The organism is Streptomyces sp. NPDC050738 (assembly GCF_040654175.1).
GTDB lineage: Bacteria > Actinomycetota > Actinomycetes > Streptomycetales > Streptomycetaceae > Streptomyces.
Map to the genome: position 1 here is coordinate 44,208 of NZ_JBFAHN010000020.1, position 22,651 is coordinate 66,858.

Consider the following 22,651-nt stretch of genomic DNA (forward strand, 5'->3'; position numbering starts at 1 on the left):
CTCCGTACAATCGACCGCCACTGCTGATGGAACACTCGATTCCGGTCTGTTCCAGCCAACGGGAGGCGCGCGACATGGGGGACCACTTCAAGACGGACACCGACCAGCTCGGTGCCTTCCTGAGAACCCTGGACACCTGCATCAAGGACCTGGACGAGGCGCGAGCCGCACTCGGGCACGTGCGTGCCGACCAGATCGGTACGCCGCGCCTGGACGAGGCGTGCGACGGTTTCCAGGAGCGCTGGAAGTACGGGTCCGAGCAGACGAAGAAGATGGTCGACGCGGTCGGCGAGGGCGTGAAGACGAACAAGCAGGCCTACGAAGAGGTCGAGAAGGCCTTGGAACAGGCGTTCAAGAAGATGGCGGCGGAGTCGACATCGGGCGGTACCCCGTCATGACAACTCCCTACCCGAACCTCGGCTGGGACCCGGCACCCGGTGTCCCGACAGAGGTCAACGCCCTCCAGTCGAAGGTCACTTCAGCGGCCACGGCACTCCGCAACTGCCACGCCCAGCTCCAGAAGCTGATCGGTGAGAGCAGCTACTGGGAGGGCGACGCGGCGACGGCGTTCCGCGAGGCGATCGACGGCGAGCTGCCGACGTACATCAAGAACGCGGCGCGCTCGCTGGAGAAGGCTTCGGCCCAGCTGAAGATCTGGGACGGCGATCTGACGTCGAACCGGGACCTGGCGAAGAAGTACGACGAGGCGGCGGCCGAGAAGAAGACGGCGACGGTCACGGCACAGCGGCGCCACGACGCGGCGGCCGGCCACCCGGACCTCAAGCTGGCCGGCCAGACCTTCCCGTCGCAGGAAGAGGCGGACACGGCCACGGAGCGGCTGCGCGCGGCGGAGAAGAGCCTGGGCGAGGCCACGACGGCGCTGAACAGCGCGAACGCGGCGTACGACGACGTCATCCGCAAGGCGGAGGAGCTGGAACACCAGCACACGGACCAGGCGGAGGGCATCGCCAGAGCACTCGACGACGCGACGGACAAGCTCGCGCCGCGCGAACCGGGCTGGCTGAGCAAGGCTGTTGACGCCATCTGGGACGGCATCAAGGCGGTTGGCGATTTCCTCTACGAGCACGCGGGGACGATCGGAGCCATCGCCGGAATGCTGGCGCTCTTCCCGACGCCGCTGGCGCCGCTTTTCGCGGGGATCGCGGTGGTGGCAAGTGCCGCTTCCATGACGAAGAACATGACTGATCCAGAATTCAGATCGGCATTGTGGGGTGACAAGGCGGGGTGGAACATGGACACCTTCAGTGCATGGTCCTCCGTCGCCGGCGACGCCCTGGGAGTGGTTCCGGGAATTGGGGCATTGGGAACCGCGGGAAAGGAAGTTGCAGGAGCCGCGCGGATGGCCGGCGAAGGCGGGGAAGTGGTGTCCGCTTCGGCGAAGGCGACGGAGTTCGTCAAGGATGTCGTTCCTGCATTCTCACGGACCGCTGAGACGAGTGCCCGAGAGGGTGCCGCCGGTATCGCTGCAGGCGGCAAGGAGGCGGCCAAGCGCGTCGCGGACATCAGCGTCAACGGCGTGAACGTGGGGGCGAATCTGGTCTCTTCGGGGGAGAGCCTGGGTGTGGTTCCGGAGGAAGGTGCCGCGCACAATACGGCGGAGGTGCTCAAGTCCGGTGCCACGCTGCACTCACTTGCCGGACTTCTGGGAGTGGCATGACGTACGACGTCGAGCGGCCTGCGTTCTGGTACGGAATTCCGTACGGATATGCACAGTTGGACCTTCACCCGTCTCTCGACCGCATCGAGGCGCTGGTTGAGCAGGTGCTGAGCCTGCCCGAGGAGATGCGCGAGCGCGCCGCAGAGGTGCTTCAGTTCTACGCCGGCACGGTGACGCTGCTGAACTCGGAGCGAGTGCAAGGCTGCGCGATCGGTGTCCACCCGGATGATCAGGGCGGCTACGCGTTCTCGGTCCTCACCGTCGCCGGTGTGTCGTCGGCAGGGGCGGACCCGAAGCTGGTTCTTGCGAACATGGTGGGTACGGCAGATCGCAGTCGACCGGGCGAAGGCGTCAGGCCACTGGCGCTGCCGAGCGGAACGGGACTTCTGGCCGAAGAGCGGCGACGTTCACCGGCGCCTGGCACAGGGTCCCAGGAGACCGTTTGGCAGGGCACCATTGCGGTGCCCGACGCCGATTCGGCAGAGATCATCCTCGTGCAGTTGGTGACTGCGGCTGTGGATCGCGCGGACGACTATCTGCGCGTACTGATCGGAGTGGCACACACCGTCACATTCACCGATCCCACCTCGGCGGACGATTCGGACAATGGTGTGGCCAACGCAATGAGGAGCGACTTCGGATGACGGCGAATGAGATGTCCCAGCCTGCCCGGGAATTGCAGGCTCCCGACACAACGGACCAGCAGCGGATTCTGAGGCACGCGCGAGCGGCAGTTCTGAAGCGCTTTGCGGTACGCGGTGGGATCGGCGCGGTCGCCTTCCTCGTGCAGCCTCTGACGGGGGTCACCTACCTGATTCCCTTGACTGTCGCGGCGGCCGCCTACTTCATGTTCGAACTGGTCAGATTTCTCAGCGGACTGATCTGGGCACGATTGAGCGGACGCGTGCTGCGTGAGTACCGCTTGGAGATGTGGCCCCGGGTCATCGAGCGGGAGAAGGGCTGGATCTTGCACGGAACGGTGTTCTTGCTGTCGGCCAGAGGACCAGAAGGCAAGGCGCCCAGGATGCGGGCCATCGATGCAGTCGACAGCGGTGACTGGCCTGCGTCCGCTGTGGATGGTGTGTGGGTTGCGGGGGATCCTCTGTTCGGCGGGGTCATGATCGTCCCTGGTACCGACAGGATTCTGTTCATGCAGCCCAGTAAGTGGAACGAGATGGCCGCTGAGCGGAAGCAGGCTGGTGCGGAGCGGATCGCGAAGGCCAAGAGGGCCCGGATCGACAGCCGTTGGCCCAGGAAATCGGCGGCGTACTGACGTGCAGAGCGTATTCGGCGGGACCGAGCTCGGTGACATCGATATTCGGAGAGTGCTTGATAGAGCGCGCTCGCTCATCTTCAGGCGCTACGCCACGATTGTCCTGGTCTCCGCGCTTCTCATTGTTCCGGCTCCGGCGTTCCACAGCGGGTTCTTGTTCCCCCTCGCGCTCCTGGGAATCGGCGGCCTCCTGTACACGCTCAGGACCCTTCCGCGGTCGCTCCTCTGGGTAGGTACGTGCAAGCGCGTGCTTGCTGCATACCCATTGGTTCCAAGGTCCCCCATGATTGAACAGCAGCGAATGACTGGCGCCGGTGGGTGGAAAATGGTCGTGCTGCTCGGACGCGAGGGGATTGACCTGTCGCCCGAAATGGCGGCGACCGAGGCTCTCGGGCGGCGTCGGGAGATTCCGAAGGAGGGGGCCGAGGTGTGGTTCGCAGGCGACGACATCTTCGGCGGTGTGATCCTGCAACCCGATTCGGATGAGCTCTTCCTGGCGGAGCCCCGGGAGTGGGAGGAGCTGAACATCGCCAGGGAGGCGGCGGGTCGAGCACGGTTGGCCACGGCGAAGCAGGCACGCCTTCGGGGAGGACGGAAGTGACGTACGGCGATCGCGTTCCACTGCTCGATTGCGCCTTCGACCACGCGGAGACGCGGAAAGCATGGGAACGGGCCCGTTGGAAGGTGAGGACCCGGCTGCTGGTGTGGCCCGTTCTTACCGTGGGTTCGCTGGCGATGGTCGGCATGAAGAGCCAGGACACCTATGGCTCCAAGCAGAACCCCGTGGCCACGCTCTGGGTCCTGGCGTTCCTGGTCCTCCTCTTCTTCGTGGGCGCGAGTTACGGTTCGCTGCGGCGTCTGCACAAGATTCGCAAGGTGCTGCGGAGCTACCGGTGGGAATACCGGGAGGGGGTCCGCAGGACTCAGGGCGCCAAGGAAGCCATGGGAGTCGCGGTTCAGCTCAGGTCAGCCGATGACGACGCTGGTTGGACGCGTGGAATGGTGGCGCGCAATCCACTGAAGTGGAACCGCTGGACGCCTGAACTGGAGCACGGCGCCTGGTTCGCGGGCGACCTCCCCTTCGGTGGGGTCATCGCGCTGCCCGGCGGAAATGCGCTCATGCTCCTGAGTATCCGCTACCGGCTGAGCATGGAGCAGCGCGTGGATCTCGCGCGGGACCGCGATCGAATGGCGCTGGCCAAGACCGGTGGGATCAGCGGCAATGTGAGCGACGGGTACCGGTAGATGCAGAGCGCATCGGAGCAGGTGGCCGCAGCGATTGCCGGTGAGCTGCGGCTCATGGATCCCGGCGTGCGGACGTCGCGGGCGCAGGCCGCCCAGTTGCTGGATCCCGACTTCGTGGAGGTCGGCGCCTCGGGGCGGCGGTGGACGTACGCGGAGATGCTTGCCGCGCTGCCCGAGATGCAGGGCGGGGCGGAGGACGGGCCCCGTTACGAGGCCTCGGGGATGGCGGGTGTGCTGCTGGCGCCCGGGCTCGTGCACCTCACGTATGAGACCGCGTTCGGCGACGAGCGGGCCCGCCGGAGTTCGATCTGGCGCCGGGCGCACGAAGGGGCGGACTGGCGGTTGCTCTATCACCAGGGCACGCCGGTTCGAGGCGACTGACTCAGAGCGTGGCCAGGAAGGCCGTCCAGCTTTCGGCGGGGATGAGGAGAGCTGGCCCGTGGGGCTGCTTGCTGTCGCGGACGGGGACGATGCCAGGGTGGTCGTCGGAGACTTCTAGGCAGTTGCCGCCTTCGCCGTTGCTGTACGTGCTCTTGCGCCAGCGGGCGTTGCTCAGGTCGTACGTGTGCATCGTCTGAAGTCCTCCGCTGCCGATTCGATCAGGGTCAGGGACGCCTCCGGCGACAGTGCGACGGCCCTGATCAGATCGTAGGCGCGGCGGGCGCGCTTCACCACCGCCGGATCGTCGAGCAGCGTTCCCGAAAAGGACGTCTCTGTATAGGCAGTTGGCGGGGCGTCATCGAACTCCATGAGTCGCAGGTCTCCGAGCATGGACGCATGTGCCCCGGCCGCGAACGGGATCACCATCACCATCGCCATCCTGTCCCGCATCAGCCCCGCGATGTGGTCCAGCTGCCCGGCCATCGCGGCCTGACCGCCCACCGGGATACGCAGCGCCGACTCGTGCAGCACGGCCCAATACTCGGGCCTTGTAGCGTCCTTGAGGATGCCCGCGCGCTCCAGGCGGGCGGACACCTTCTCGTCGACGTACTCGTCCGTGACGAACGGGTTGGCGGCGATCGTGACCGCCTGCGCGTACTCCGCCGTCTGCAACAAGCCGGGGACGACCGTCGGCGCGAACTCGCAGATCTTGGTCGCCGTCCGCTCCAGGTCCACCACATGCGCGAAGTACTCCGCATACCTGCTGTCATTGATCAGCTTGCGCCACATCCGCTCGAAAATACCGTCGGATTGCAGCACCTCGTCAATCCTCTGGGCGACATCCAACTGCGGCTTGCGAATTGCCTGTTCGAATTGGCCGATGTATCCGCCGGATACGAACACCCGCACTCCGAGTTCCGCCTGAGTCAGGTCCGCCGCCTCCCGCAACCGCTTCAGTTCCTCGCCGAAGTACTCCCACGCCGTCTGCCTGGAAACGTTGGCCATGGCCGAACTCCCTTGCACTGCGCCAGCGTTGTAGTGCGCATACCTCTGCCAATCCTAGCCGCATGCCTCCATCTTGATGAAGGGAAGCGTGAATTCGGATCAGGAAGGGGAGCCACGATGGAGGCTGAGCAGAAGGCGGGTCATGCGGTGGTGTGTATGGAAGAGGCTGATGAAGCGGTGGTCGAATTGCGGGATGCGCTCGCGGGAATTGGTGTCGTGCTTCCGTCGCTGCGGGTCGATCCCCTTTCCTACGCCAGAGAAACCCCCTGTCCGGCGCTGGATCTCGGGTACTGCTCCGTGGACGGGGCGAGGCGCATCGTGGCCGCACTGCGGGAAGCGGGGCGGGAGCGGTGAGCGTGAAGGCTGGGGCGTACGTCGTCGACCGGCGTACGGGGAAGGTGTGGCTCGTGGTCGGGGCCGAGGGGCCCAGTCTGCGGCTCCGGCCTGTCGGCGGCGGGCGGGTGCGGGTCTGCGCACCCGAGGGCGTACGGGAGGCCACCACGCAGGAGCGGATGAGCGCGGTGACTGCGTACGCCAATGCCCGGAGCCGGGGTGAGGTGCCGTGAAGGGGGCGGGGACGCTCAGGACAGGGCGAGCGCCAGCAGCGCCAGTGCCGCCGGCACCGTCTGGACGAAGAGGATCTTGCGGCTGGCGGTGGCCGCTCCGTACAGGCCCGCGACGGCCACGCAGATGAGGAAGAAGAACTTGGCCGCCCTGTCGTCCGCGATCGCGCCCCAGAAGAGACCCGCCGCCAGGAAGCCGTTGTAGAGGCCCTGGTTCGCCGCGAGGGACTTCGTCTGCTCGGCGAACTCCTGGGTCAGGCCGAACGACGCCCTTGCCCGGGGGCCGGTCCACAGGAACATCTCCATGACCATGATGTAGACGTGGAGTACGGCGATCAGCAGCACCAGGACGGTCGCGAGCGTTGACATGCGGCCAGGTTCGCAGCGATTGGCGGGGCCTGCCAGCCGGGTGCGGCCGTGAGGGACAATGGGCGCCATGAGTCTGTTCCGGGACGACGGCATCGTGCTGCGGACCCAGAAGCTCGGTGAGGCCGACCGCATCATCACGCTTCTGACCCGCGGGCACGGGCGGGTGCGCGCCGTCGCCCGCGGAGTGCGGCGTACGAAGTCGAAATTCGGGGCGCGGCTCGAACCGTTCTCGCACGTCGACGTGCAGTACTTCGCGCGGGGGAGCGAACTGGTCGGGCGCGGGCTGCCCCTGTGCACGCAGAGCGAGATCATCGCTCCGTACGGTGGCGGGATCGTCACGGACTACGCGCGCTACACCGCCGGGACCGCCATGCTGGAAACGGCCGAGCGCTTCACCGAGCACGAGGGCGAGCCCGCCGTGCAGCAGTATCTGCTGCTCGTGGGCGGGCTGCGGACGCTCGCGCGCGGCGAGCATGCGCCGAATCTGATCCTGGACGCCTTTCTGCTGCGGTCGCTGGCCGTGAACGGATACGCGCCGAGTTTCGAGGACTGCGCGAAGTGCGGGCTGCCCGGCCCGAACCGGTTCTTCTCGGTCGCGGCGGGCGGCGTCATATGCGGCGACTGCAGGGTGCCCGGCAGCGTCGTACCCTCTGCGGAGGCCGTTGCGCTGCTGAGTGCGCTGCTCACGGGGGACTGGGCGGGCGCGGAGGCGGCGGAGGCGCGGCATGTGCGGGAGGGCAGTGGACTCGTATCGGCTTATCTGCACTGGCACTTGGAGCGCGGACTGCGCTCGCTGCGATACGTAGAGAAGAACTGAGGGAGTAGTTCCAACATGGCACGACGCGGAATCCTGGGTGGGCGCGGACAGCGCGATTACAAGATCCCCGAGCCGCACCCCTCGGGTGCCGTACCGCCGAAGATCCCCGGCGAGCTGGTCCCCAAGCATGTGGCGTGCGTGATGGACGGCAACGGCCGCTGGGCCAAGGAGCGCGGGCTGCCGCGCACCGAGGGGCACAAGGTCGGCGAGGGCGTCGTGCTCGACGTCCTCAAGGGGTGCCTGGAGATGGGCGTCAAGAATCTGTCGCTGTACGCCTTCTCCACCGAGAACTGGAAGCGCTCGCCCGACGAGGTCCGCTTCCTCATGAACTTCAACCGGGACGTCATCCGGCGCCGGCGCGACGAGATGGACGAGCTCGGCATCCGGATCCGCTGGGTGGGCCGCATGCCGAAGATGTGGAAGTCGGTCGTCCAGGAGCTCCAGGTCGCGCAGGAGCAGACCGTCGACAACGACGCCATGACCCTGTACTTCTGCGTGAACTACGGCGGCCGCGCCGAGATCGCGGACGCGGCGCAGGCGCTGGCACGCGATGTGGCGAGCGGGAAGCTCGACCCCGCGAAGGTCAACGAGAAGACCTTCGCGAAGTATCTGTACTACCCGGACATGCCGGATGTGGACCTGTTCCTGCGGCCGAGCGGCGAGCAGCGCACGTCCAACTACCTGCTGTGGCAGAGCAGTTACGCGGAGATGGTCTTCCAGGACGTCCTGTGGCCGGACTTCGACCGGCGCGACCTGTGGCGCGCGTGCCTGGAGTACGCGTCCAGGGACCGGCGCTTCGGCGGAGCGATCCCCAACGAGCAGCTGGAAGCCCTGAGCAAGGAGAACGACCCGCGCTGACTGCGCGGGCCGGACGGCGCGTACGCCTGCTACGACCGGGGTTAGCCGGGGTCAGCCCTCCGCCGAGGAGCCCGCGCAGTCCGCGCAGGTGCCGAAGATCTCCACCGTGTGGGCCACATTGACGTAGCCGTGCTGGGCGGCGATCGTCTCCGCCCACTTCTCCACCGCCGGGCCCTCCACCTCCACCGCCTTGCCGCAGACGCGGCAGACCAGGTGGTGGTGGTGGTCGCCCGTGGAGCAGCGGCGGTAGACCGATTCGCCTTCGCTCGTACGCAGCACGTCCACGTCGCCCGCGTCGGCGAGCGACTGGAGCGTGCGGTAGACCGTGGTCAGGCCCACCGAGTCGCCCTTGTGCTTGAGCATGTCGTGCAGCTCCTGCGCGCTGCGGAACTCGTCCACCTCGTCGAGTGCCGCCGCCACCGCGGCCCGCTGCCGGGTCGACCGGCCCCGTACTGGTGCTCCCGCGTTCACAGGTGCCTCCTCGCCGTCGTCCGTGCGCCCTGCATGCCCGTTCCCGTACCGGGCCATTGTGCCAGCTTGATCAGGCCTTGACCGAGTCCGCGGAGCTACGTGCGGCCGGGACTTCCACCGCGCAGGACGCGTCCGCCGCCTGTACCGCCTCCGTGGACCTGGCCCGCCTTCGCGCCAGTGGAGCGGCGAGGGCGGTGAGGACCATGAAGATGGCGATCGCGGCGATCACGATCGTCGGACCCGGCGGCACGTCCTGGTAGTACGAGGTGACGGTGCCGGTGAGTGATACCGCCGTGCCGATGGCCACGGCCAGCGTGAACGTCACGGCGAACGACTTCGAGATCTGCTGCGCCGCCGCCACCGGGACCACCATCAGCGCGGACACCAGCAGCAGGCCCACCACGCGCATCGCCACGGTCACCGTGACCGCCGCCGTGATCGCGATGAGGAGGTTCAAGGCGCGGACCGGCAGGCCCGTGACCCGGGCGAACTCCTCGTCCTGGCTGACCGCGAAGAGCTGGCGCCGCAGGCCCACCGTCACCAGGATCACGAAGGCCGCGAGGACGACGATCGCCGTGACGTCCGCGGGCGAGACCATGGACAGGGAGCCGAAGAGGTAGGTGATGAGGTTGGCGTTTGAGCCGGTGTCCGACAGGTTGATCAGCAGGACACCGCCTGCCATACCGCCGTAGAAGAGCATCGCGAGGGCGAGGTCGCCGCGCATCTTGCCGAAACTGCGGATCAGTTCCATGGCCACGGCACCCAGCGCCGACACCGCCATCGCCATCCAGACCGGGCTGGTGTTGAGCAGGAAGCCGAGGCCGACGCCGGTCATGGCGATGTGGCCTATGCCGTCGCCCATCAGCGCCTGGCGGCGCTGGACGAGGTAGATGCCGATGGCGGGGGCGGTGATGCCGACCAGGACGGCGGCGATGAGCGCCCGCTGCATGAAGGGCGCCTGAAGCATTTCCGTGATCATGTCAGCAGTCCCGTACGGATCGGCTCGGCGGACGAGCTGTGGGGGTGGACGTGGTCGTGGCCGGGCAGCGCGTGCTGGCCGAGCGACTCGGGGGGCGGGCCGTCGTGGGTGACGCAGCCGTCGCGCAGGACCACCGCGCGGTCGATCAGCGGCTCCAGGGGGCCGAGTTCGTGCAGTACGAGAAGGACCGTCGCGCCGCCCTCGACCTGTTCGCGCAGGGTCTGCGCGAGGATCTCCTGGCTGGCCAGGTCGACGCCCGCCATCGGCTCGTCCATGATCAGCAGCTCGGGTTCGGAGGCGAGTGCACGGGCGATCAGCACGCGCTGGTGCTGGCCGCCGGAGAGCGCGTTGACGGAGTCGCCTGCCCGGTCGGCGAGGCCGACGGTCTCGATCGCGCGTGAGACGGCTGCCCGGTCGGCCTTCGTCAGGATGCCGAGCTTCCTGCGTGAGAGCCGCCCCGAGGCGACGATCTCGCGGATCGTCGCGGGCACGCCGCCCGCAGCCGTCGTGCGCTGCGGTACGTAACCGATGCGCGACCAGGAGCGGAACTTGGCGCGCGGGGTGCCGAAAAGCTTGATCTCGCCGCCGGTGAGCGGGACTTGGCCGATCAGGGCGCGTACGGCGGTCGACTTGCCCGAGCCGTTGGCGCCGAGCAGGGCGACGACCTCGCCGCGGCGCACGGTGAGATCGATGCCGCGCAGCACCGGGCGCGAGCCGAGCGTGGCTGTGGCCGCGCGCATGGATATGACCGATTCGTTTTCCATCACGGGTCGCGCCTCCGTTGCTGCTGTTGCTGTGCGTGCCGGGGTCACTTCGCGCCGAGGGCCTTCTGTAGTGCCGCCAGGTTCGACCTCATGACCTCGAAGTAGTCATCGCCCTTGGACTTCTTGGTAATTCCCTCCAGCGGGTCCAGGACGTCGGTCTTCAGATCGAGGTCGCCGGCGAGAGTCTTGGCGGTGTCCGGGCTGGCGAGGGTCTCGAAGAAGACGGTGGAGACGTCGTGCTCCTTGGCCAGCGCGTGGAGGTCCTTCACACGGGAGAGGCTCGGCTCCGATTCCGGGTCGATCCCGCTGATGGCCTCCTCCGTGAGGCCATAGCGCTCGGCGAGGTAGCCGAAGGCGGCGTGGGTGGTGATGAAGGTGTCCGAGGTGCGGTTCTTCAGGCCCGTCTCGAACTCCGTGTCGAGCCCGCCCAGCTCCTTGACGAGCTCGTCGGTGTTCTTCTGGAACTCCGCCTTGTGGGCCGGATCCGCGGCGGCGAGGGTCTTGTTCACGCCCTTGGCGACCTCGGCGTACTTCACCGGGTCCAGCCAGATGTGCGGGTCGGCGCCCGCTTCGCCCTCGGAGTGCGAGTGGTTGTCGCCGGTGGAGTGGTCGTGGCCGTCGACCTCGGTGCCGTGGTCCTCCAGGGAGGTCAGCGATGCGGCGTCGGCGACGTTCTTCACGCCGGACTGGGCGATCGCGTCGTCGACGGCGGGCTGCAGGCCCTTGAGGTAGATGATCGCGTCGGCCTCGGAGAGGGAGGCGGTCTGGCGGGGGCTGAGTTCGAGGTCGTGCGGCTCGACGCCGGGCTTGGTGAGGTTGGTGACCGAGACGTGGTCGCCGCCGATCTCCTCGGCCAGGAACTGCATGGGATAGAAGGACGCCATCACATCCAGCTTCCCCTCGGCCTTCGCCGTGGAGGCGGGCGATCCCGAGCAGGCGGAGAGGACCACGAGGCCTAGGGCTACGGCTCCGGCGGTGGCGGTCGCGGGTATGAGGCGGCGTCGAACGTTCATGACACTCATTTTCAACTAAAGTGGAAACGATTGTCAACAAGGAGGTTCGGGGGGCTCTCGCACGGTCTGTGCAGGCTCTTACCCGATACCGATTTGATCCAGGGGGTGCGGCCGCCGGTAACCTGAAGCATTCCGCCGTTCGCCGTCGTCGTAATGAAGAGAGCACCGTGGCCGCCGACAAGATCGACACCATCGTCAGCCTGAGCAAGCGCCGTGGCTTCGTCTACCAGTGCAGTGAGATCTACGGTGGCCAGAAGGCTGCCTGGGATTACGGTCCGCTGGGTGTCGAGCTGAAGGAAAACCTGAAGCGCCAGTGGTGGCGCTACATGGTCACCGCGCGCGAGGACGTGGTCGGTCTCGACTCGTCCGTGATCCTGGCCCCCGAGGTCTGGGAGGCCTCCGGCCACGTCGCGACCTTCAGCGACCCCCTTACCGAGTGCACCTCCTGCCACAAGCGCTTCCGCGCGGACCACCTGGAGGAGGCGTACGAGGAGAAGCACGGCCACGCCCCCGCGAACGGCCTCGCCGACATCAACTGCCCCCACTGCGGCAACAAGGGCACCTTCACCGAGCCGAAGAACTTCTCGGGTCTGCTCTCCACCCACCTCGGCCCGACGCAGGACAGCGGCTCGGTCGCGTACCTGCGTCCCGAGACGGCGCAGGGCATCTTCACCAACTTCGGCCAGGTCCAGCAGTCCTCGCGCAAGAAGCCGCCGTTCGGCATCGCGCAGATGGGCAAGTCCTTCCGCAACGAGATCACGCCCGGCAACTTCATCTTCCGCACGCGCGAGTTCGAGCAGATGGAGATGGAGTTCTTCGTCAAGCCGGGCGAGGACGAGCAGTGGCAGGAGTACTGGATGGAGCAGCGCTGGAACTGGTACCGCGGCCTGGGCATGCGGGAAGAGAACATGCGCTGGTACGAGCACCCGGCGGAGAAGCTCTCCCACTACTCCAAGCGCACCGCTGACATCGAGTACCGCTTCCGCTTCGGCGGCAGCGAGTGGGGCGAGCTGGAAGGCGTCGCCAACCGCACCGACTTCGACCTCTCGGCGCACGCCAAGGCGTCCGGCACCGACCTCTCCTACTTCGACCAGGAGAAGGGCGAGCGCTACACGCCGTACGTCATCGAGCCGGCAGCCGGTGTCGGCCGCTCGATGCTGGCCTTCATGCTGGACGCGTACAACGAGGACGAGGCCCCGAACGCCAAGGGCGTCATGGAGAAGCGCACCGTGATGCGCTTCGACCACCGCCTGGCCCCGGTCAAGGTCGCGGTCCTGCCGCTGTCGCGCAACCCGCAGCTGTCGCCGAAGGCCAAGGGCCTCGCGTCCGACCTGCGGCAGAACTGGAACATCGAGTTCGACGACGCGGGCGCCATCGGCCGCCGCTACCGCCGCCAGGACGAGATCGGCACGCCGTTCTGCGTGACCGTCGACTTCGACACCCTGGACGACAACGCGGTGACCGTGCGCGAGCGCGACACGATGAAGCAGGAGCGCGTTTCGCTGGACCAGATCCAGACGTACCTCGGCAGCCGCCTGCTGGGCTGCTAGCAGCACCTGTACGTACGCAACCGAGCCCCCGGTCCCAGGAGTTGGGACCGGGGGCTCGGTGCTGCCCGGACGGCGCTGGTCAAGAGGCGTCAGGCGGCGGTCTGCAGTGCCCGGGCCGTGGCGGGCGGCTGCGTCGGCAGATCGCGGTGGCGGCGGATCGGGGAGAAGAACAGCAGCGAGGCCGCGAGCGGGAGGCCCGATATGCAGATCCACAGGGCGGGCCGGGTCCCCAGGGTCTCGCCGAGCGTGCCGCCGAGGAGGGCGCCGAGCGGGATCGTGCCGTAGCTGAGGAAGCGGCCCGAGGTGGCGGTCCGGCCCAGGATGTCCGCCGGGCAGTACTGCTGGCGGAAGGTCGAGGACAGGATGTTCCCGGCGGTCACCCCGAAGGACACCGCGCTGTAGCCGATCGCGAAGAGCACCAGGCCGAACCCTCGGGTGGTCAGCGGGATGAGCAGGGCCAGGGACGGGACTGCCATCTCGAAGAAGAGCAGGGCGCGAGCGGTGCCGATACGGGCCGCGAGGCGGCGGGTGGCGAACGCGCCGAGGATGCCGCCGATGCCGCCGCCGGTCATCAGGGCGCCGATGGTGCCCGAGGTGAGGTGGACCTCGCGGACCAGGAAGACCACGAGGATCGACTGGTAGGCCATCAGCGCCAGGTTGGAGGCGCCGCTGTTGATCGCGAGGGCGCGCAGATATCCGTCGCCGAAGGTCAGCCGGAGCCCCTCGGCTATCTCCCGGGCGAGCGCACCGCGTCGTCGGACGACTGCGGGCTTCGCGGGTTCGCGGTGGCGGATGCGCAGGACGCAGGCGAAGGAGACGGCGAAGGTGGCGGCGTTGACGAAGAGTCCGTTGGCCGCGCCCATCGCCTGGACCAGGAAGCCCCCGGATCCGTAGCCGGCGAGTTGAGCGGCCGACTCGCCGCCGTGCAGCTTGGCGTTGCCCTCGGCCTGGTCCTCGGGTGCGACGAGGTGGGGGAGCAGGGCGGTGTAGGCGGTCTGGAAGAAGACCGTCGCTGTCCCCACGAGGACTGCGGTGACCAGCAGATACGTCATCGAGAGCAGACCCAGCCAGGCGGCAACGGGTATCGCGCCGAAGAGCAGGAGGGCGGCGGCGTCGGCGGCCAGCATGACCGGCCGGCGCGGCAGCCGGTCCACCCAGGCGCCGGCCGGGAGCCCGATGAGCAGCCAGGGGAGCCAGGTCGCGGCGGTGAGCAGGCCCACCTGGAGGGTGGAGGCGTGGAGCATGGTGACGGCTACGAGGGGGAGGGCGACGGAGGTCACCGAGGCGCCGTACCTGCCGGTCGTCGAGCCGGTCCACAGCGAGCGGAAGTCGCGGTTGCGGAGGAGGAGGCTGCGGCGGCGCGGGGTGGTGCGCGGGGAGTCGTCCGTCGTCGTCATGACCATGAAACTACCTTGCAGAGACTTCTCTGCATAGTGGTTGCAGAGAAGTCTCTGCAACTTTCTCCGCATCTTTTTCCGCGGCGTGACTGCCGGGTCAGCGCCTGCCCTCGTGGCGCGGGAAGGTCTGGAGCTGCACGCTGACCGGCAGGGCTCCCGGCTCGGGCTCGGCCCCCTTCGGGGAGGTGTACTTCTCGATGACGCCCGTCAATTCGGCGTTCAACGCGTCGACTTGCTCCGGAGTCAGCCGCAGGTCGTCCCAGTTCCCGAGGAGCCAGGACCGCTCCCACTCGACAGGCCAGTCCTGTGCGAGGTAGGTGGTCAGCTTCTCGTTCACCTCGCGCACCATCTCCTGCAGATACAGGTCGACGGCCGCGCGCGATTCCGGGTTCTTGCGCATCTCCGAGCTGTGCAGCACATGGGTCCCCTCGACGGCGCGCCACCACCGCTCCCGCTTGGTGCCGCGGTCGACTTCCTCCTCGATGAACCCGTGCTCGGCGAGGTTGCGCAGATGCCAGCTCACGGTGCCGGTGTTCTCGCCGAACTCCTCGGCCAGCTTGGACGAGGTCGCGGGCCCGTTCAGCCGCAGCGACTCCAGCATGCGCACCCGCAGGGGGTGCGCCAGGGCCCGCAGGCTGCGGGCGTCGATCGTCCTGACGGGCTTCTCACTGGGCATGTCCGCAGGCTACCGGGATTGGATTGCACTAGTGCGAATCGATCTTGTGAACAGTGCAAAAGAATTCTACGATCGGCGTCATGACAGCCAAGATCCCGGCCCCCGTTGTGCTCCAGGGGCAGCACATCCGCCTCGAACCCCTGACGCTCGCCCATGTCCCCGACCTCTTCGCCGCAGGCGGCGGGGATGACGGGGTCTGGGGGTTGCTGCCGGTGGAGACGCCGCGCACCGAGGCCGAGATGCGTTCCGTGGTCGAGTCGCTGCTGGCGCCCGGCGCACGCCCCATCACCCCTTTCGCGGTGGTGGAGTCGGAGAGCGGAAAGGCCGTCGGCTGGACCACCTTTCTGGACCCGTCCGCCGAGGACGAGCGCGTCGAGATCGGCTGGACCTGGTACGGACGCGCCTGGTGGGGCACCGCCGTCAACGCCGAAGCCAAGCTGCTGCTGCTCACCCACGCCTTCGAGGATCTCGGGATGGGGCGCGTGCAGTGGAAGACCGACATCCTCAACACCCGTTCGCAGCGCGCCATCGCCGCCCTCGGCGCACACCGTGAGGGTGTGCACCGGCGCGAGCGGCGCCGTCCGGACGGGAGCTGGCGCGACAGCGTGTACTTCTCGATGCTGAGCGGGGAGTGGGGCGTCGCCAAGCAGCGGCTCGTCGCGCGGGTCGAAGGGGCGCGGGGAGCGGTGCGCACGCGCGGTGAAGGGGTCAGGATCACTGCCGTACGACCCGAGGACCGGGCGCGGTGGCAGCCGCTCTTCGAGCAGTACTGCGCCTTCTACGACGTCGACGCCGATGCCTCTCACGTCGACCGGGTCTGGGCGTGGATCCAGGATCCCGGGACCGCGGCGTACTGCATCGTGGCGCGCGACCAGGACGACCGCCCCATCGGCCTCGCGCACTACCGGCCCTGGAACTGGACCACGCGGGGTGCGACCGGCTGCTTCCTCGACGATCTCTACGTCGACCCCGCGCACCGCGGCGAAGGCGTCGCCGACGCCCTCATCCGCGAGGTGCGCAGGATCGCCGCCGAGGAGGGATGGGCCGCCGTGCGGTGGCTGACGGGAGACGACAACTTCCGGGCGCAGGCGGTGTACGAGCGCCATGCGCAGCGGATCGGCCTGCAGGTGTACCAGGTGGCGTCGGTCGCCACCTCCTAGGCTGCGGCCTCGTCCTCGGCGAGCAGTTCGGTCAGGCGGGGGACCGCGAAGGCGATGAACGGCTCCAGCGGGACGAGGCGGCAGGGGGCATCGCCCACCGTCGTCTCCACCGTGCCCGCGTACTCCTCGAACTCCCGCCCCACCGTGGGGAAATGCCTGCCGTTGTCATTGCCGACGTCCACCGTCTCCGCCCAGATGCGCTCGCCGTCGACGACCAGGGGGAAGCGGCGGAGCTTGAGGCGGGGGCGCGGGGTGAGCGTCTCCGCGTAGTGCAGGAAGGTGTTGCGGTTGTGGCCCACGCCGATCAGCAGGATGTGGCCGCCGGCCTCGTGGACACGGCCGAAGGGCGAGTCGGGGCCTATCGCGAAACCGAGGGGCTGGCGGGCGGTGATCTCGGCGGCGCGGGCGCCCACGGCGGCGACCGAAGCCTGCGGATGAGAGCTGCGCACGCTCTCGGGCAGGGCGCGGAGCGTCTCGGATATCGCACCCATCTCCGTGGACCGCAGATCGGCATGGAAAGCGGGCACCGCGGCACGGAGCGCGGCCGTCGCAGGGTCGGGGGCGCCCGTGTGCTCCGGGGCAGGATCGGTGACCTGCCAGGTGAAGGCGGGCACCACCAGCGTCCCCGAGGGGCCGACCGCGGTCCGCAGGCTCTCGACCACGGTCGCGGCGCCGCCGGCCACGGGGCCGAGGCTGGAGAGCGAGGCATGCACGATCAGCGTCATGCCCTCCTCCACACCCGCCTTGCGCCAGCCCTCCAGAAGGTCGGCAGCCGTCAGCTCCGTCGTGCCCATCGTGTCTCCATCGCGGTCTCGATCCTGTTTCCGTACTCTCCCGAAGCTACCTGGCACCACTGACAACGGTCTCCGTGCGCGGCTGCCGTGCCAGTACGGCGCAGAGCGCGGCCAGCGGAATCTCCGCGGCCACCGCCATGGCCACCGCGAGCGCCAGCTCGGCGCCGGGAGCCGCGGTCAGCAGATCGGTCGTGGCGTCGACGAGCAGGAGTGCCGCGGCGCCGGCGGCGGCCGTGTGATGGCCGCCGCTGCCACGGGCCAGCCGGGTGCCCGCGAGCACGAGACAGGCCGCCTCCAGCGCATCCAGGGCGATCCACGCGGCGGCCTTCGCGGGAGGCATCGTGGCTGCCATGTATCCCATCCAGGGGAGCAGGGCCAGACCCGCGCCGGTGAGCAGGCGGCCCGTCAACTGCCGGGGTTCGCAACGGGCGTTGAGTGCGATGACGGCCATGGCGTGGACTGCCTCTCGGGGTCGTGGACCCGGCTCCCGGGCTCACGATCAACCGTCCCTTCTCCGCCGTCGACCGTCAGTAACGCTGCTGTCCGACTTGGGGTGGCACCAGCGTTACCCCCGATACGGGCAGCAGGGTGATGGCACCTCCTGAGCTGGCCATCTACGGTGTGGGCATGCCGAAGCGCTTCATCTCCTGGGCCGCCGGGCACGCTCCGTGGTCGGCCTGGGCGTGGCGCAACACCGCCTTCGCCGTCGCCGGGGTCCCCATGGCGGCACTGATCGCGCTGGCCCTGGCGTTCACCTTCTCCCACCCGAGCGCCAAGCACATCGTCTCCACCCTGGTCTTCGTGCTCCTGCTCAATCCGCTGCTCACCGCGGTGCAGCGCAGCCGCTTCTGGTCGCTGCTCGGCCTCGACATCCCGAAGATCCGTTGGCGGAACGCGCGGTACACCGTGCGCGGCCTCGCCGGCCGGCTGCGGGCCGAGTCGACCTGGCGGCAGTACGGCTACCACCTCGTCGTCTCGCCGCTCGCCGGCCTCGCCGGGGCCCTCGTCGTCTGCGCCTGGATCGCGGGTGCCGCCGGGGCGCTGGTCTTCTCCTGGGTGTGGGCGCTGCCGCTCGACGCACGTCTGCCGGGGTGGACCGACGCGTACGTGCTGCTCACCGTCGTCGGGGTGCTTCTCCTCCTGGCCGCACCCTGGCTGGCCGCCGCGGTCGTACGGGTCGACACGAACGCCGCCGCCGCGCTCCTGGGTCCCAACCGGGCCAAGGAGCTGGAGCGGCGCGTGGAGGACCTGGCGGAGAGCCGGGCGGGAGTGGTGGATGCGGCGGACCTCGAACGGCGGCGTATCGAGCGGGACTTGCACGACGGGGCGCAGCAGCGGCTGGTGGCCCTGGCCATGAACCTGGGGATCGCGCGGGCCACGCTGACCGACCTGCCGCCGGAGGCGAGAGCGGTCATCGACGAGGCCCACCGCGAGGCCAAAGAGGCCATCGAGGAGCTGAACAACCTGGTGCGCGGGCTGCATCCGGCGGTCCTGGAGGACCGCGGGCTCGATGCGGCGCTCTCGGGGATCGCAGCCCGGGCGCCCCTGCCGGTGGAGCTGAGCGTCGACATCGCGGTGCGGCCGTCGCCGACCGTGGAGGCGGTGGCGTACTTCGTGGTGTCCGAAACCCTCGCCAACGTCGCCAAGCACGCCCGCGCGGAGCACGTCTCCGTACAGCTCGAGCGCATCGGGGACCGGCTGCGGGTCACCGTCACCGACGACGGGGTCGGCGGCGCGGACACCTCGCGCGGGACCGGTCTGGCCGGGCTCGCCAAACGCGTAGGGTCGGTCGACGGAACGATCCGGATCAACAGCCCCCGCGGGGGGCCGACTGTCATCACTGTGGAGCTGCCGTGCGGGCTGTGATCGCCGAGGACTCGGTCCTGCTGAGGATCGGACTCGTCAAGGTCCTGGAGATGGCCGGATTCGAGGTCGCCGCCGAAGCGGGCGATGCGGAGGGGCTGCTGGCCGCGGTGGAGGAGCACCGGCCGCGGCTGGCGCTGGTGGACGTGCGGATGCCGCCCGGCTTCACGGACGAGGGCGTCAGGGCCGCGCTGATGATCAGGCAGCAGTGGCCGGACACCGCGGTGCTGCTGCTCTCGCAGTACGTCGAGGAGCGGTACGCCGCCGATCTGCTCACCTCCCAGAGCGGTGGCTTCGGCTATCTGCTCAAGCAACGGGTCGCGGACGTGGAGGAGTTCATCGACGCGATACGGCGTGTGGCGGCCGGCGGCACCGCGCTGGACCCGCAGGTCGTGGCGCAGCTGCTGCTGCGGCGCGGCGGGCCCGATCCGCTGGACCGGCTCACCCCGCGCGAACGCGAGGTGCTGGCGCTGATGGCCGAGGGGCGGTCCAATGCCGGCGTCGCCAAGGAACTGGTGGTCAGCGAGAGCGCCGTCGCCAAGCACATCAACAGCATCTTCGCGAAGCTGGACCTGGGGCAGGCGGACGCCGACCACCGGCGGGTCCTCGCCGTACTGCGCTTCCTCGACGGCGCCGCATGAGCGACGCGCCCCGTCCGCCCCAGGCGCCCGGGCCGCGCCGCCGTGGTCTGTGGATCACCGTCGCCGTGCTCAGTGCGCTGCTGATCGTGGCGCCGGTGAGTGCCGAGGCCTGGGCCCAACTCGCCCGCCAGTCCCGCTCGTACACCTCGACCGAGACCACCGAGCAGCATCCGGTGAAGGCGGTGGAGGTGGACGGCGGGAGCTCCGAGGTGTCGGTGAGCGCCGGGACCGACAGCGAGGTGAGGATCCACCAGGAGCTGAACTGGTCGCTGCGCCGGCCGGTCGTGAGCAAGAGCTGGTACGGCGACACCCTGAAGGTGTCCACGGCCTGCGACGGAACGCTCGCCCTCACCAGCCTGGGCTGCTCGGTGAAGCTCGAACTGGCGGTGCCCGCAGGGATTTCCGTGAAGGTGGTGAGTGGTTCGGGCCCGGTACGGGTCAGCGGCCTCGCGGGCGTGCTGGACGTGAAGTCCACCTCGGGATCCGTGCGGCTGTACGGGGTGCGCGGACCGACGCATGTCCGGGTGGGCTCGGGGTCCGTCGAGGGTGTGGCGCTCGGGTCGCAGACGGTGGACGCCCACGCGGGATCGGGCGAGGTGTCGCTCGATTTCGCCGCCCCGCCCCGGGAGTTGACCGGTTCGGTCGGCTCGGGAGAATTCTCCGCGACCCTTCCACCGGGCAGCCGCTACCGGGTGCAGGGATCCGCCCGCTCGGGAAGCAGAGAGATCGACAGCGCCCTCATCGACCCGGCGTCGGACCGGGTGATCGACGCGTCCTCGGGGTCGGGAACCGTATGGCTCGGATATCCGCGAGGGTGATCGGGTGCTGGTGATCTCGGCCGTACGGCAGACTGGGCCGCCTCCGAGCAAGGGGGCACCCATGCCGTCCATGACCACCAGCAAGGTCAGCAGATGGGACCAGCACGGACGCGAACATGTCGTACACGTCCAGAAAGCGGGCATTCAGCGGGCGTTGACCTGCGACACCTGCGGCTGGCGCAAGAACACGCAGTTCCTGCCGTGGCTCAAGGCGGAGGAACATCTGGCCGACGCCCACCAGGCCACGGTGGACCCCGGCGCGGGCACGGCCTCCGGCTGACGCCGACAGCGTCCGTTACGTCCGGAGCCCGCGCATCAGCAGGCCCGACACCGCACTGAACTCCGCTTCGATGGTGGGCCGCCGCCACTCCGCCGCGTAACCAGGGTCGTGGAAGCGGGCCGTGGCGCTGAACACCGCCTGGGCCGCGGCCCCGGCATCGTCCACCGCGAAGTCTCCTTCGCGCGCGCCCTGTTCGATGATCTCCCGCACCTGGCCCAGCAATTCGGCCAGATGACGCTCGACCACGCTGCTTCCGTCGAGCAGCACGGTGTACGTGGCGAACAGCTCGGGGTCGTCGCCCGCCTTGTGGCGCTTGGCTTCGAACAGTGTGCTCAGCCAGTGTTCCAGCTTGGCCGGGGCGGGCTCGGCGGCATCGGCGGTGATCTTCGCGAGGGCCTCCTCCGTGCGACCGAGCCAGCGCTCGGTGACGGCTTCGCGCAGCGCGGCCTTCGTGCGGAAGTGGCGGTAGACGCTGCCGTGGCTGACTCCGAGGACCCGCGCCACGTCCACGACGGTCGCCTTGGCCGGGCCGTGGCGCCGCAGCACGTCCTCGGTCGCTTCGAGGATGCGCTCGGGAGTCAGGGCTTCGGGCGTCATGTGGTTGCGCCGCCTTTCGGAGGAGTGGGTCTCGGCCGACCGTACCCGGAGGTCAGCGCTCGCTGTCCAGGTGGGCCATCTGGTTCGTGGGGTACCGGTCACCGGCCGCGGCGCCGGCGGGGACGGCCTGCTCGATGGCTGCGAGATCGTCGGCGGTGAGCGTCACGTCGAGTGCGCCGAGCGCCTCGGAGAGACGGTCGCGGCTGCGGGCACCGACCAGCGGGACGATGTCCTCACCCTGGGCCGCCACCCAGGCGATGGCGATCTGGGCGACGGACACGCCCTTCTGCTCGGCGATCTTGCGCAGTGCGTCGACCAGATTCAGATTGTGCTGGAGGTTGTCGCCCTGGAAGCGCGGGCTCATCCCGCGGAAGTCGCCCGGCGCCAGCTCGCGGTCACGGGTGAAGTGGCCGCTGATGAGGCCGCGGGAGAGGACTCCGTACGCCGTGACGCCGATGCCCAGCTCGCGCAGGGTCGGCAGGATCTCGGCCTCGATGGAGCGCGAGATCAGGGAGTACTCGATCTGCAGGTCCGAGATGGGGGCGGTGGCGGCGGCCCGGCGGATGGTGTCGGCGCCGACCTCGGAGAGGCCGATGTGGCGGACATGGCCGGCCTCGACCAGCTCGGCGATGGCGCCGACGGTCTCCTCGATGGGCACGTCAGGGTCGACGCGGGCGATGCGGTAGATGTCGATGTGGTCGGTGCCGAGGCGCTGCAGGGAGTACGCCGCGAAATTCTTCACGGCGTCCGGACGGCCGTCGTACCCGGTGAAGCCGCCCTCGACGGTGCGCAGGGCGCCGAACTTCACGCTGGTGAGGGCCTGTTCGCGCCGGGCGGCCGGTGCGGTGCGCAGGGCTTCGTTGATGAGCAGTTCGTTGTGGCCCATTCCGTAGAAGTCGCCGGTGTCCAGGAGCGTGATGCCCGCGTCCAGGGCGGCGTGGATGGTGGCGATCGATTCGGTGCGGTCCGCCTCTCCGTACAGCGCGGACATGCCCATGCAGCCGAGGCCGAGGGCGGAGACCTGGGGACCGGTGGAGCCGAGGGTGCGTGAAGTACTCATGCGGACAACTATGGCATGACGACTGACAGATTTCAATATCTGTCAGTCGTCATGTGTCAGCAGGTCGTGAAATCACGCCCCCCGCCCAGGCCCGCCCGGTACTGTGACCTGCATGGCTAAGAGTCGAAACAACCTTCTCGGCGTGGGCGGGCAGCGTACGAAGATCTCCCGCTCCGGAGCTCAGAGTTCGGCCACCGCAAGCGCCGACGACCGCAAGTCCGCGGCAGACCAGAAGCAGGACCTCCTCCGCAAGATGCGTGAGCGGGCGGCGGGCAGCGAAGGCGCGGAGACGGCGCAGGCCGACGCACAGGACTGATCCCGCCTCTGTTGTGCATGGCTGTGGGCCCGGAACACCTCGGTGTTCCGGGCCCACAGTTGTCTTCGCCTCTTCTCGCCTCG

31 protein-coding genes and 1 pseudogene are annotated in these 22,651 nt (G+C 68.7%); 19 read left to right on the forward strand and 13 right to left on the reverse strand.

From position 1 onward, the window contains the following. Positions 1-74: 74 nt before the first annotated feature. The 7 genes from AB0H78_RS34380 to AB0H78_RS34410 all read left to right on the forward strand — a co-directional run bounded on the left by AB0H78_RS34380 (position 75) and on the right by AB0H78_RS34410 (position 4,577). The gene (locus AB0H78_RS34380) at positions 75-398 is read left to right on the forward strand and encodes a hypothetical protein (RefSeq protein WP_363238708.1); all 324 of its coding nucleotides are present in this window, start codon (positions 75-77) and stop codon (positions 396-398) included. After that, positions 395-1,678, forward strand: a complete 1,284-nt coding sequence (locus AB0H78_RS34385; RefSeq protein WP_363238709.1) for a putative T7SS-secreted protein — start codon at positions 395-397, stop codon at positions 1,676-1,678. Before AB0H78_RS34380 ends, AB0H78_RS34385 begins: the two co-directional genes overlap by 4 nt. Further along, positions 1,675-2,322, forward strand: a complete 648-nt coding sequence (locus AB0H78_RS34390; RefSeq protein WP_363238710.1) for a hypothetical protein — start codon at positions 1,675-1,677, stop codon at positions 2,320-2,322. Before AB0H78_RS34385 ends, AB0H78_RS34390 begins: the two co-directional genes overlap by 4 nt. Further along, entirely contained in the window at positions 2,319-2,951 is a 633-nt protein-coding gene (locus tag AB0H78_RS34395; protein WP_363238711.1) for a hypothetical protein, read from the forward strand. The genes AB0H78_RS34390 and AB0H78_RS34395 overlap by 4 nt, the downstream gene beginning before the upstream one ends. 1 nt (position 2,952) lies before the next feature. Continuing rightward, a complete protein-coding gene (locus AB0H78_RS34400; protein ID WP_363238712.1) occupies positions 2,953-3,552 on the forward strand; it encodes a hypothetical protein in 600 nt (199 codons plus the stop codon). A 101-nt stretch (positions 3,553-3,653) separates the two neighbouring features. After that, positions 3,654-4,196 (forward strand): hypothetical protein, encoded by a 543-nt coding sequence (locus AB0H78_RS34405; protein ID WP_363238713.1) that lies wholly within the window; start codon positions 3,654-3,656, stop codon positions 4,194-4,196. Next, on the forward strand, positions 4,197-4,577 hold the full coding sequence (locus tag AB0H78_RS34410) for a DUF4440 domain-containing protein (RefSeq protein ID WP_363238715.1): 381 nt from the start codon (positions 4,197-4,199) through the stop codon (positions 4,575-4,577). 1 nt (position 4,578) lies between these two features. Here the strand turns inward: AB0H78_RS34410 and AB0H78_RS34415 are convergent, their stop codons facing one another. Both AB0H78_RS34415 and AB0H78_RS34420 read right to left on the reverse strand, forming a co-directional pair. Then, the gene (locus AB0H78_RS34415; RefSeq protein ID WP_363238716.1) at positions 4,579-4,767 is read right to left on the reverse strand and encodes a DUF397 domain-containing protein; all 189 of its coding nucleotides are present in this window, start codon (positions 4,765-4,767) and stop codon (positions 4,579-4,581) included. Beyond that, the gene (locus tag AB0H78_RS34420; protein WP_363238717.1) at positions 4,749-5,582 is read right to left on the reverse strand and encodes a helix-turn-helix transcriptional regulator; all 834 of its coding nucleotides are present in this window, start codon (positions 5,580-5,582) and stop codon (positions 4,749-4,751) included. The genes AB0H78_RS34415 and AB0H78_RS34420 overlap by 19 nt, the downstream gene beginning before the upstream one ends. Before the next feature lie 117 nt (positions 5,583-5,699). Here AB0H78_RS34420 and AB0H78_RS34425 point away from each other — a divergent pair, with 117 nt between their 5' ends. Together AB0H78_RS34425 and AB0H78_RS34430 are read left to right on the forward strand one after the other, a co-directional pair. Then, on the forward strand, positions 5,700-5,936 hold the full coding sequence (locus tag AB0H78_RS34425) for a hypothetical protein (RefSeq protein WP_363238718.1): 237 nt from the start codon (positions 5,700-5,702) through the stop codon (positions 5,934-5,936). Continuing rightward, positions 5,933-6,148 carry a hypothetical protein gene (locus AB0H78_RS34430; protein ID WP_363238720.1) on the forward strand — a complete coding sequence of 72 codons (216 nt, stop codon included), beginning with the start codon at positions 5,933-5,935 and terminating at the stop codon, positions 6,146-6,148. Before AB0H78_RS34425 ends, AB0H78_RS34430 begins: the two co-directional genes overlap by 4 nt. 15 nt (positions 6,149-6,163) lie before the next feature. On the opposite strand, the gene AB0H78_RS34435 is transcribed toward AB0H78_RS34430, so the two are convergent. Then, positions 6,164-6,514, reverse strand: a complete 351-nt coding sequence (locus AB0H78_RS34435; RefSeq protein ID WP_363238722.1) for a DUF1304 domain-containing protein — start codon at positions 6,512-6,514, stop codon at positions 6,164-6,166. Between the two features lie 67 nt (positions 6,515-6,581). Between AB0H78_RS34435 and recO the strand changes: the two genes are divergently transcribed. Next, the gene (gene recO / locus AB0H78_RS34440) at positions 6,582-7,331 is read left to right on the forward strand and encodes a DNA repair protein RecO (RefSeq protein ID WP_363238723.1); all 750 of its coding nucleotides are present in this window, start codon (positions 6,582-6,584) and stop codon (positions 7,329-7,331) included. Between the two features lie 15 nt (positions 7,332-7,346). Beyond that, the gene (locus AB0H78_RS34445) at positions 7,347-8,189 is read left to right on the forward strand and encodes an isoprenyl transferase (RefSeq protein WP_363238724.1); all 843 of its coding nucleotides are present in this window, start codon (positions 7,347-7,349) and stop codon (positions 8,187-8,189) included. A gap of 51 nt (positions 8,190-8,240) precedes the next feature. Here the strand turns inward: AB0H78_RS34445 and AB0H78_RS34450 are convergent, their stop codons facing one another. From AB0H78_RS34450 to AB0H78_RS34465, 4 genes are all read right to left on the reverse strand, one after another. Next, complete coding sequence (locus AB0H78_RS34450; RefSeq protein WP_363238725.1) at positions 8,241-8,660, reverse strand: transcriptional repressor; 420 nt, start codon at positions 8,658-8,660, stop codon at positions 8,241-8,243. Between the two features lie 70 nt (positions 8,661-8,730). Then, complete coding sequence (locus tag AB0H78_RS34455; RefSeq protein ID WP_363238726.1) at positions 8,731-9,639, reverse strand: metal ABC transporter permease; 909 nt, start codon at positions 9,637-9,639, stop codon at positions 8,731-8,733. Further along, positions 9,636-10,403: a metal ABC transporter ATP-binding protein gene (locus AB0H78_RS34460; protein ID WP_363238800.1), complete on the reverse strand. Its 768-nt coding sequence runs from the start codon at positions 10,401-10,403 to the stop codon at positions 9,636-9,638. Before AB0H78_RS34460 ends, AB0H78_RS34455 begins: the two co-directional genes overlap by 4 nt. Before the next feature lie 44 nt (positions 10,404-10,447). Continuing rightward, positions 10,448-11,416: a metal ABC transporter substrate-binding protein gene (locus tag AB0H78_RS34465; protein WP_363238727.1), complete on the reverse strand. Its 969-nt coding sequence runs from the start codon at positions 11,414-11,416 to the stop codon at positions 10,448-10,450. A 167-nt stretch (positions 11,417-11,583) separates the two neighbouring features. Here AB0H78_RS34465 and AB0H78_RS34470 point away from each other — a divergent pair, with 167 nt between their 5' ends. Next, positions 11,584-12,966 carry a glycine--tRNA ligase gene (locus AB0H78_RS34470; protein WP_363238728.1) on the forward strand — a complete coding sequence of 461 codons (1,383 nt, stop codon included), beginning with the start codon at positions 11,584-11,586 and terminating at the stop codon, positions 12,964-12,966. A gap of 89 nt (positions 12,967-13,055) precedes the next feature. On the opposite strand, the gene AB0H78_RS34475 is transcribed toward AB0H78_RS34470, so the two are convergent. Continuing rightward, entirely contained in the window at positions 13,056-14,363 is a 1,308-nt protein-coding gene (locus AB0H78_RS34475; protein WP_363238730.1) for an MFS transporter, read from the reverse strand. A 97-nt stretch (positions 14,364-14,460) separates the two neighbouring features. Beyond that, positions 14,461-15,039, reverse strand: coding sequence for a helix-turn-helix domain-containing protein (locus AB0H78_RS34480; protein ID WP_363238731.1), 579 nt, complete (start codon positions 15,037-15,039; stop codon positions 14,461-14,463). Between the two features lie 80 nt (positions 15,040-15,119). Here AB0H78_RS34480 and AB0H78_RS34485 point away from each other — a divergent pair. Next, a pseudogene (locus AB0H78_RS34485) lies at positions 15,120-15,707 on the forward strand (GNAT family protein); the annotation flags it as partial. Between the two features lie 18 nt (positions 15,708-15,725). Continuing rightward, positions 15,726-16,199, forward strand: a complete 474-nt coding sequence (locus AB0H78_RS34490) for a GNAT family N-acetyltransferase (protein WP_363238802.1) — start codon at positions 15,726-15,728, stop codon at positions 16,197-16,199. Here the strand turns inward: AB0H78_RS34490 and AB0H78_RS34495 are convergent. Together AB0H78_RS34495 and AB0H78_RS34500 are read right to left on the reverse strand one after the other, a co-directional pair. After that, positions 16,196-16,993: an AAC(3) family N-acetyltransferase gene (locus tag AB0H78_RS34495; RefSeq protein ID WP_363238732.1), complete on the reverse strand. Its 798-nt coding sequence runs from the start codon at positions 16,991-16,993 to the stop codon at positions 16,196-16,198. The two genes, AB0H78_RS34490 and AB0H78_RS34495, sit on opposite strands and share 4 nt — an antisense overlap. 46 nt (positions 16,994-17,039) lie before the next feature. Beyond that, complete coding sequence (locus AB0H78_RS34500) at positions 17,040-17,444, reverse strand: hypothetical protein (protein WP_363238733.1); 405 nt, start codon at positions 17,442-17,444, stop codon at positions 17,040-17,042. Between the two features lie 176 nt (positions 17,445-17,620). On the opposite strand from AB0H78_RS34500, the gene AB0H78_RS34505 reads away from it, so the two are divergent. From AB0H78_RS34505 to AB0H78_RS34520, 4 genes are all read left to right on the forward strand, one after another. Further along, a complete protein-coding gene (locus AB0H78_RS34505) occupies positions 17,621-18,859 on the forward strand; it encodes a histidine kinase (protein ID WP_363238734.1) in 1,239 nt (412 codons plus the stop codon). Further along, a complete protein-coding gene (locus AB0H78_RS34510; RefSeq protein ID WP_363238735.1) occupies positions 18,847-19,497 on the forward strand; it encodes a response regulator transcription factor in 651 nt (216 codons plus the stop codon). Before AB0H78_RS34505 ends, AB0H78_RS34510 begins: the two co-directional genes overlap by 13 nt. Continuing rightward, entirely contained in the window at positions 19,494-20,315 is an 822-nt protein-coding gene (locus AB0H78_RS34515) for a DUF4097 family beta strand repeat-containing protein (protein WP_363238736.1), read from the forward strand. Before AB0H78_RS34510 ends, AB0H78_RS34515 begins: the two co-directional genes overlap by 4 nt. 61 nt (positions 20,316-20,376) lie before the next feature. Then, positions 20,377-20,595 (forward strand): hypothetical protein, encoded by a 219-nt coding sequence (locus AB0H78_RS34520; protein ID WP_363238737.1) that lies wholly within the window; start codon positions 20,377-20,379, stop codon positions 20,593-20,595. 15 nt (positions 20,596-20,610) lie between these two features. Here the strand turns inward: AB0H78_RS34520 and AB0H78_RS34525 are convergent, their stop codons facing one another. Both AB0H78_RS34525 and AB0H78_RS34530 read right to left on the reverse strand, forming a co-directional pair. Beyond that, on the reverse strand, positions 20,611-21,192 hold the full coding sequence (locus AB0H78_RS34525; RefSeq protein ID WP_363238738.1) for a TetR family transcriptional regulator: 582 nt from the start codon (positions 21,190-21,192) through the stop codon (positions 20,611-20,613). Positions 21,193-21,244: 52 nt separating this feature from the next. Continuing rightward, positions 21,245-22,252 (reverse strand): aldo/keto reductase, encoded by a 1,008-nt coding sequence (locus AB0H78_RS34530; RefSeq protein ID WP_363238739.1) that lies wholly within the window; start codon positions 22,250-22,252, stop codon positions 21,245-21,247. A gap of 112 nt (positions 22,253-22,364) precedes the next feature. Here AB0H78_RS34530 and AB0H78_RS34535 point away from each other — a divergent pair, with 112 nt between their 5' ends. Continuing rightward, complete coding sequence (locus AB0H78_RS34535) at positions 22,365-22,568, forward strand: DUF6243 family protein (protein WP_363238740.1); 204 nt, start codon at positions 22,365-22,367, stop codon at positions 22,566-22,568. Positions 22,569-22,651 lie beyond the last annotated feature (83 nt).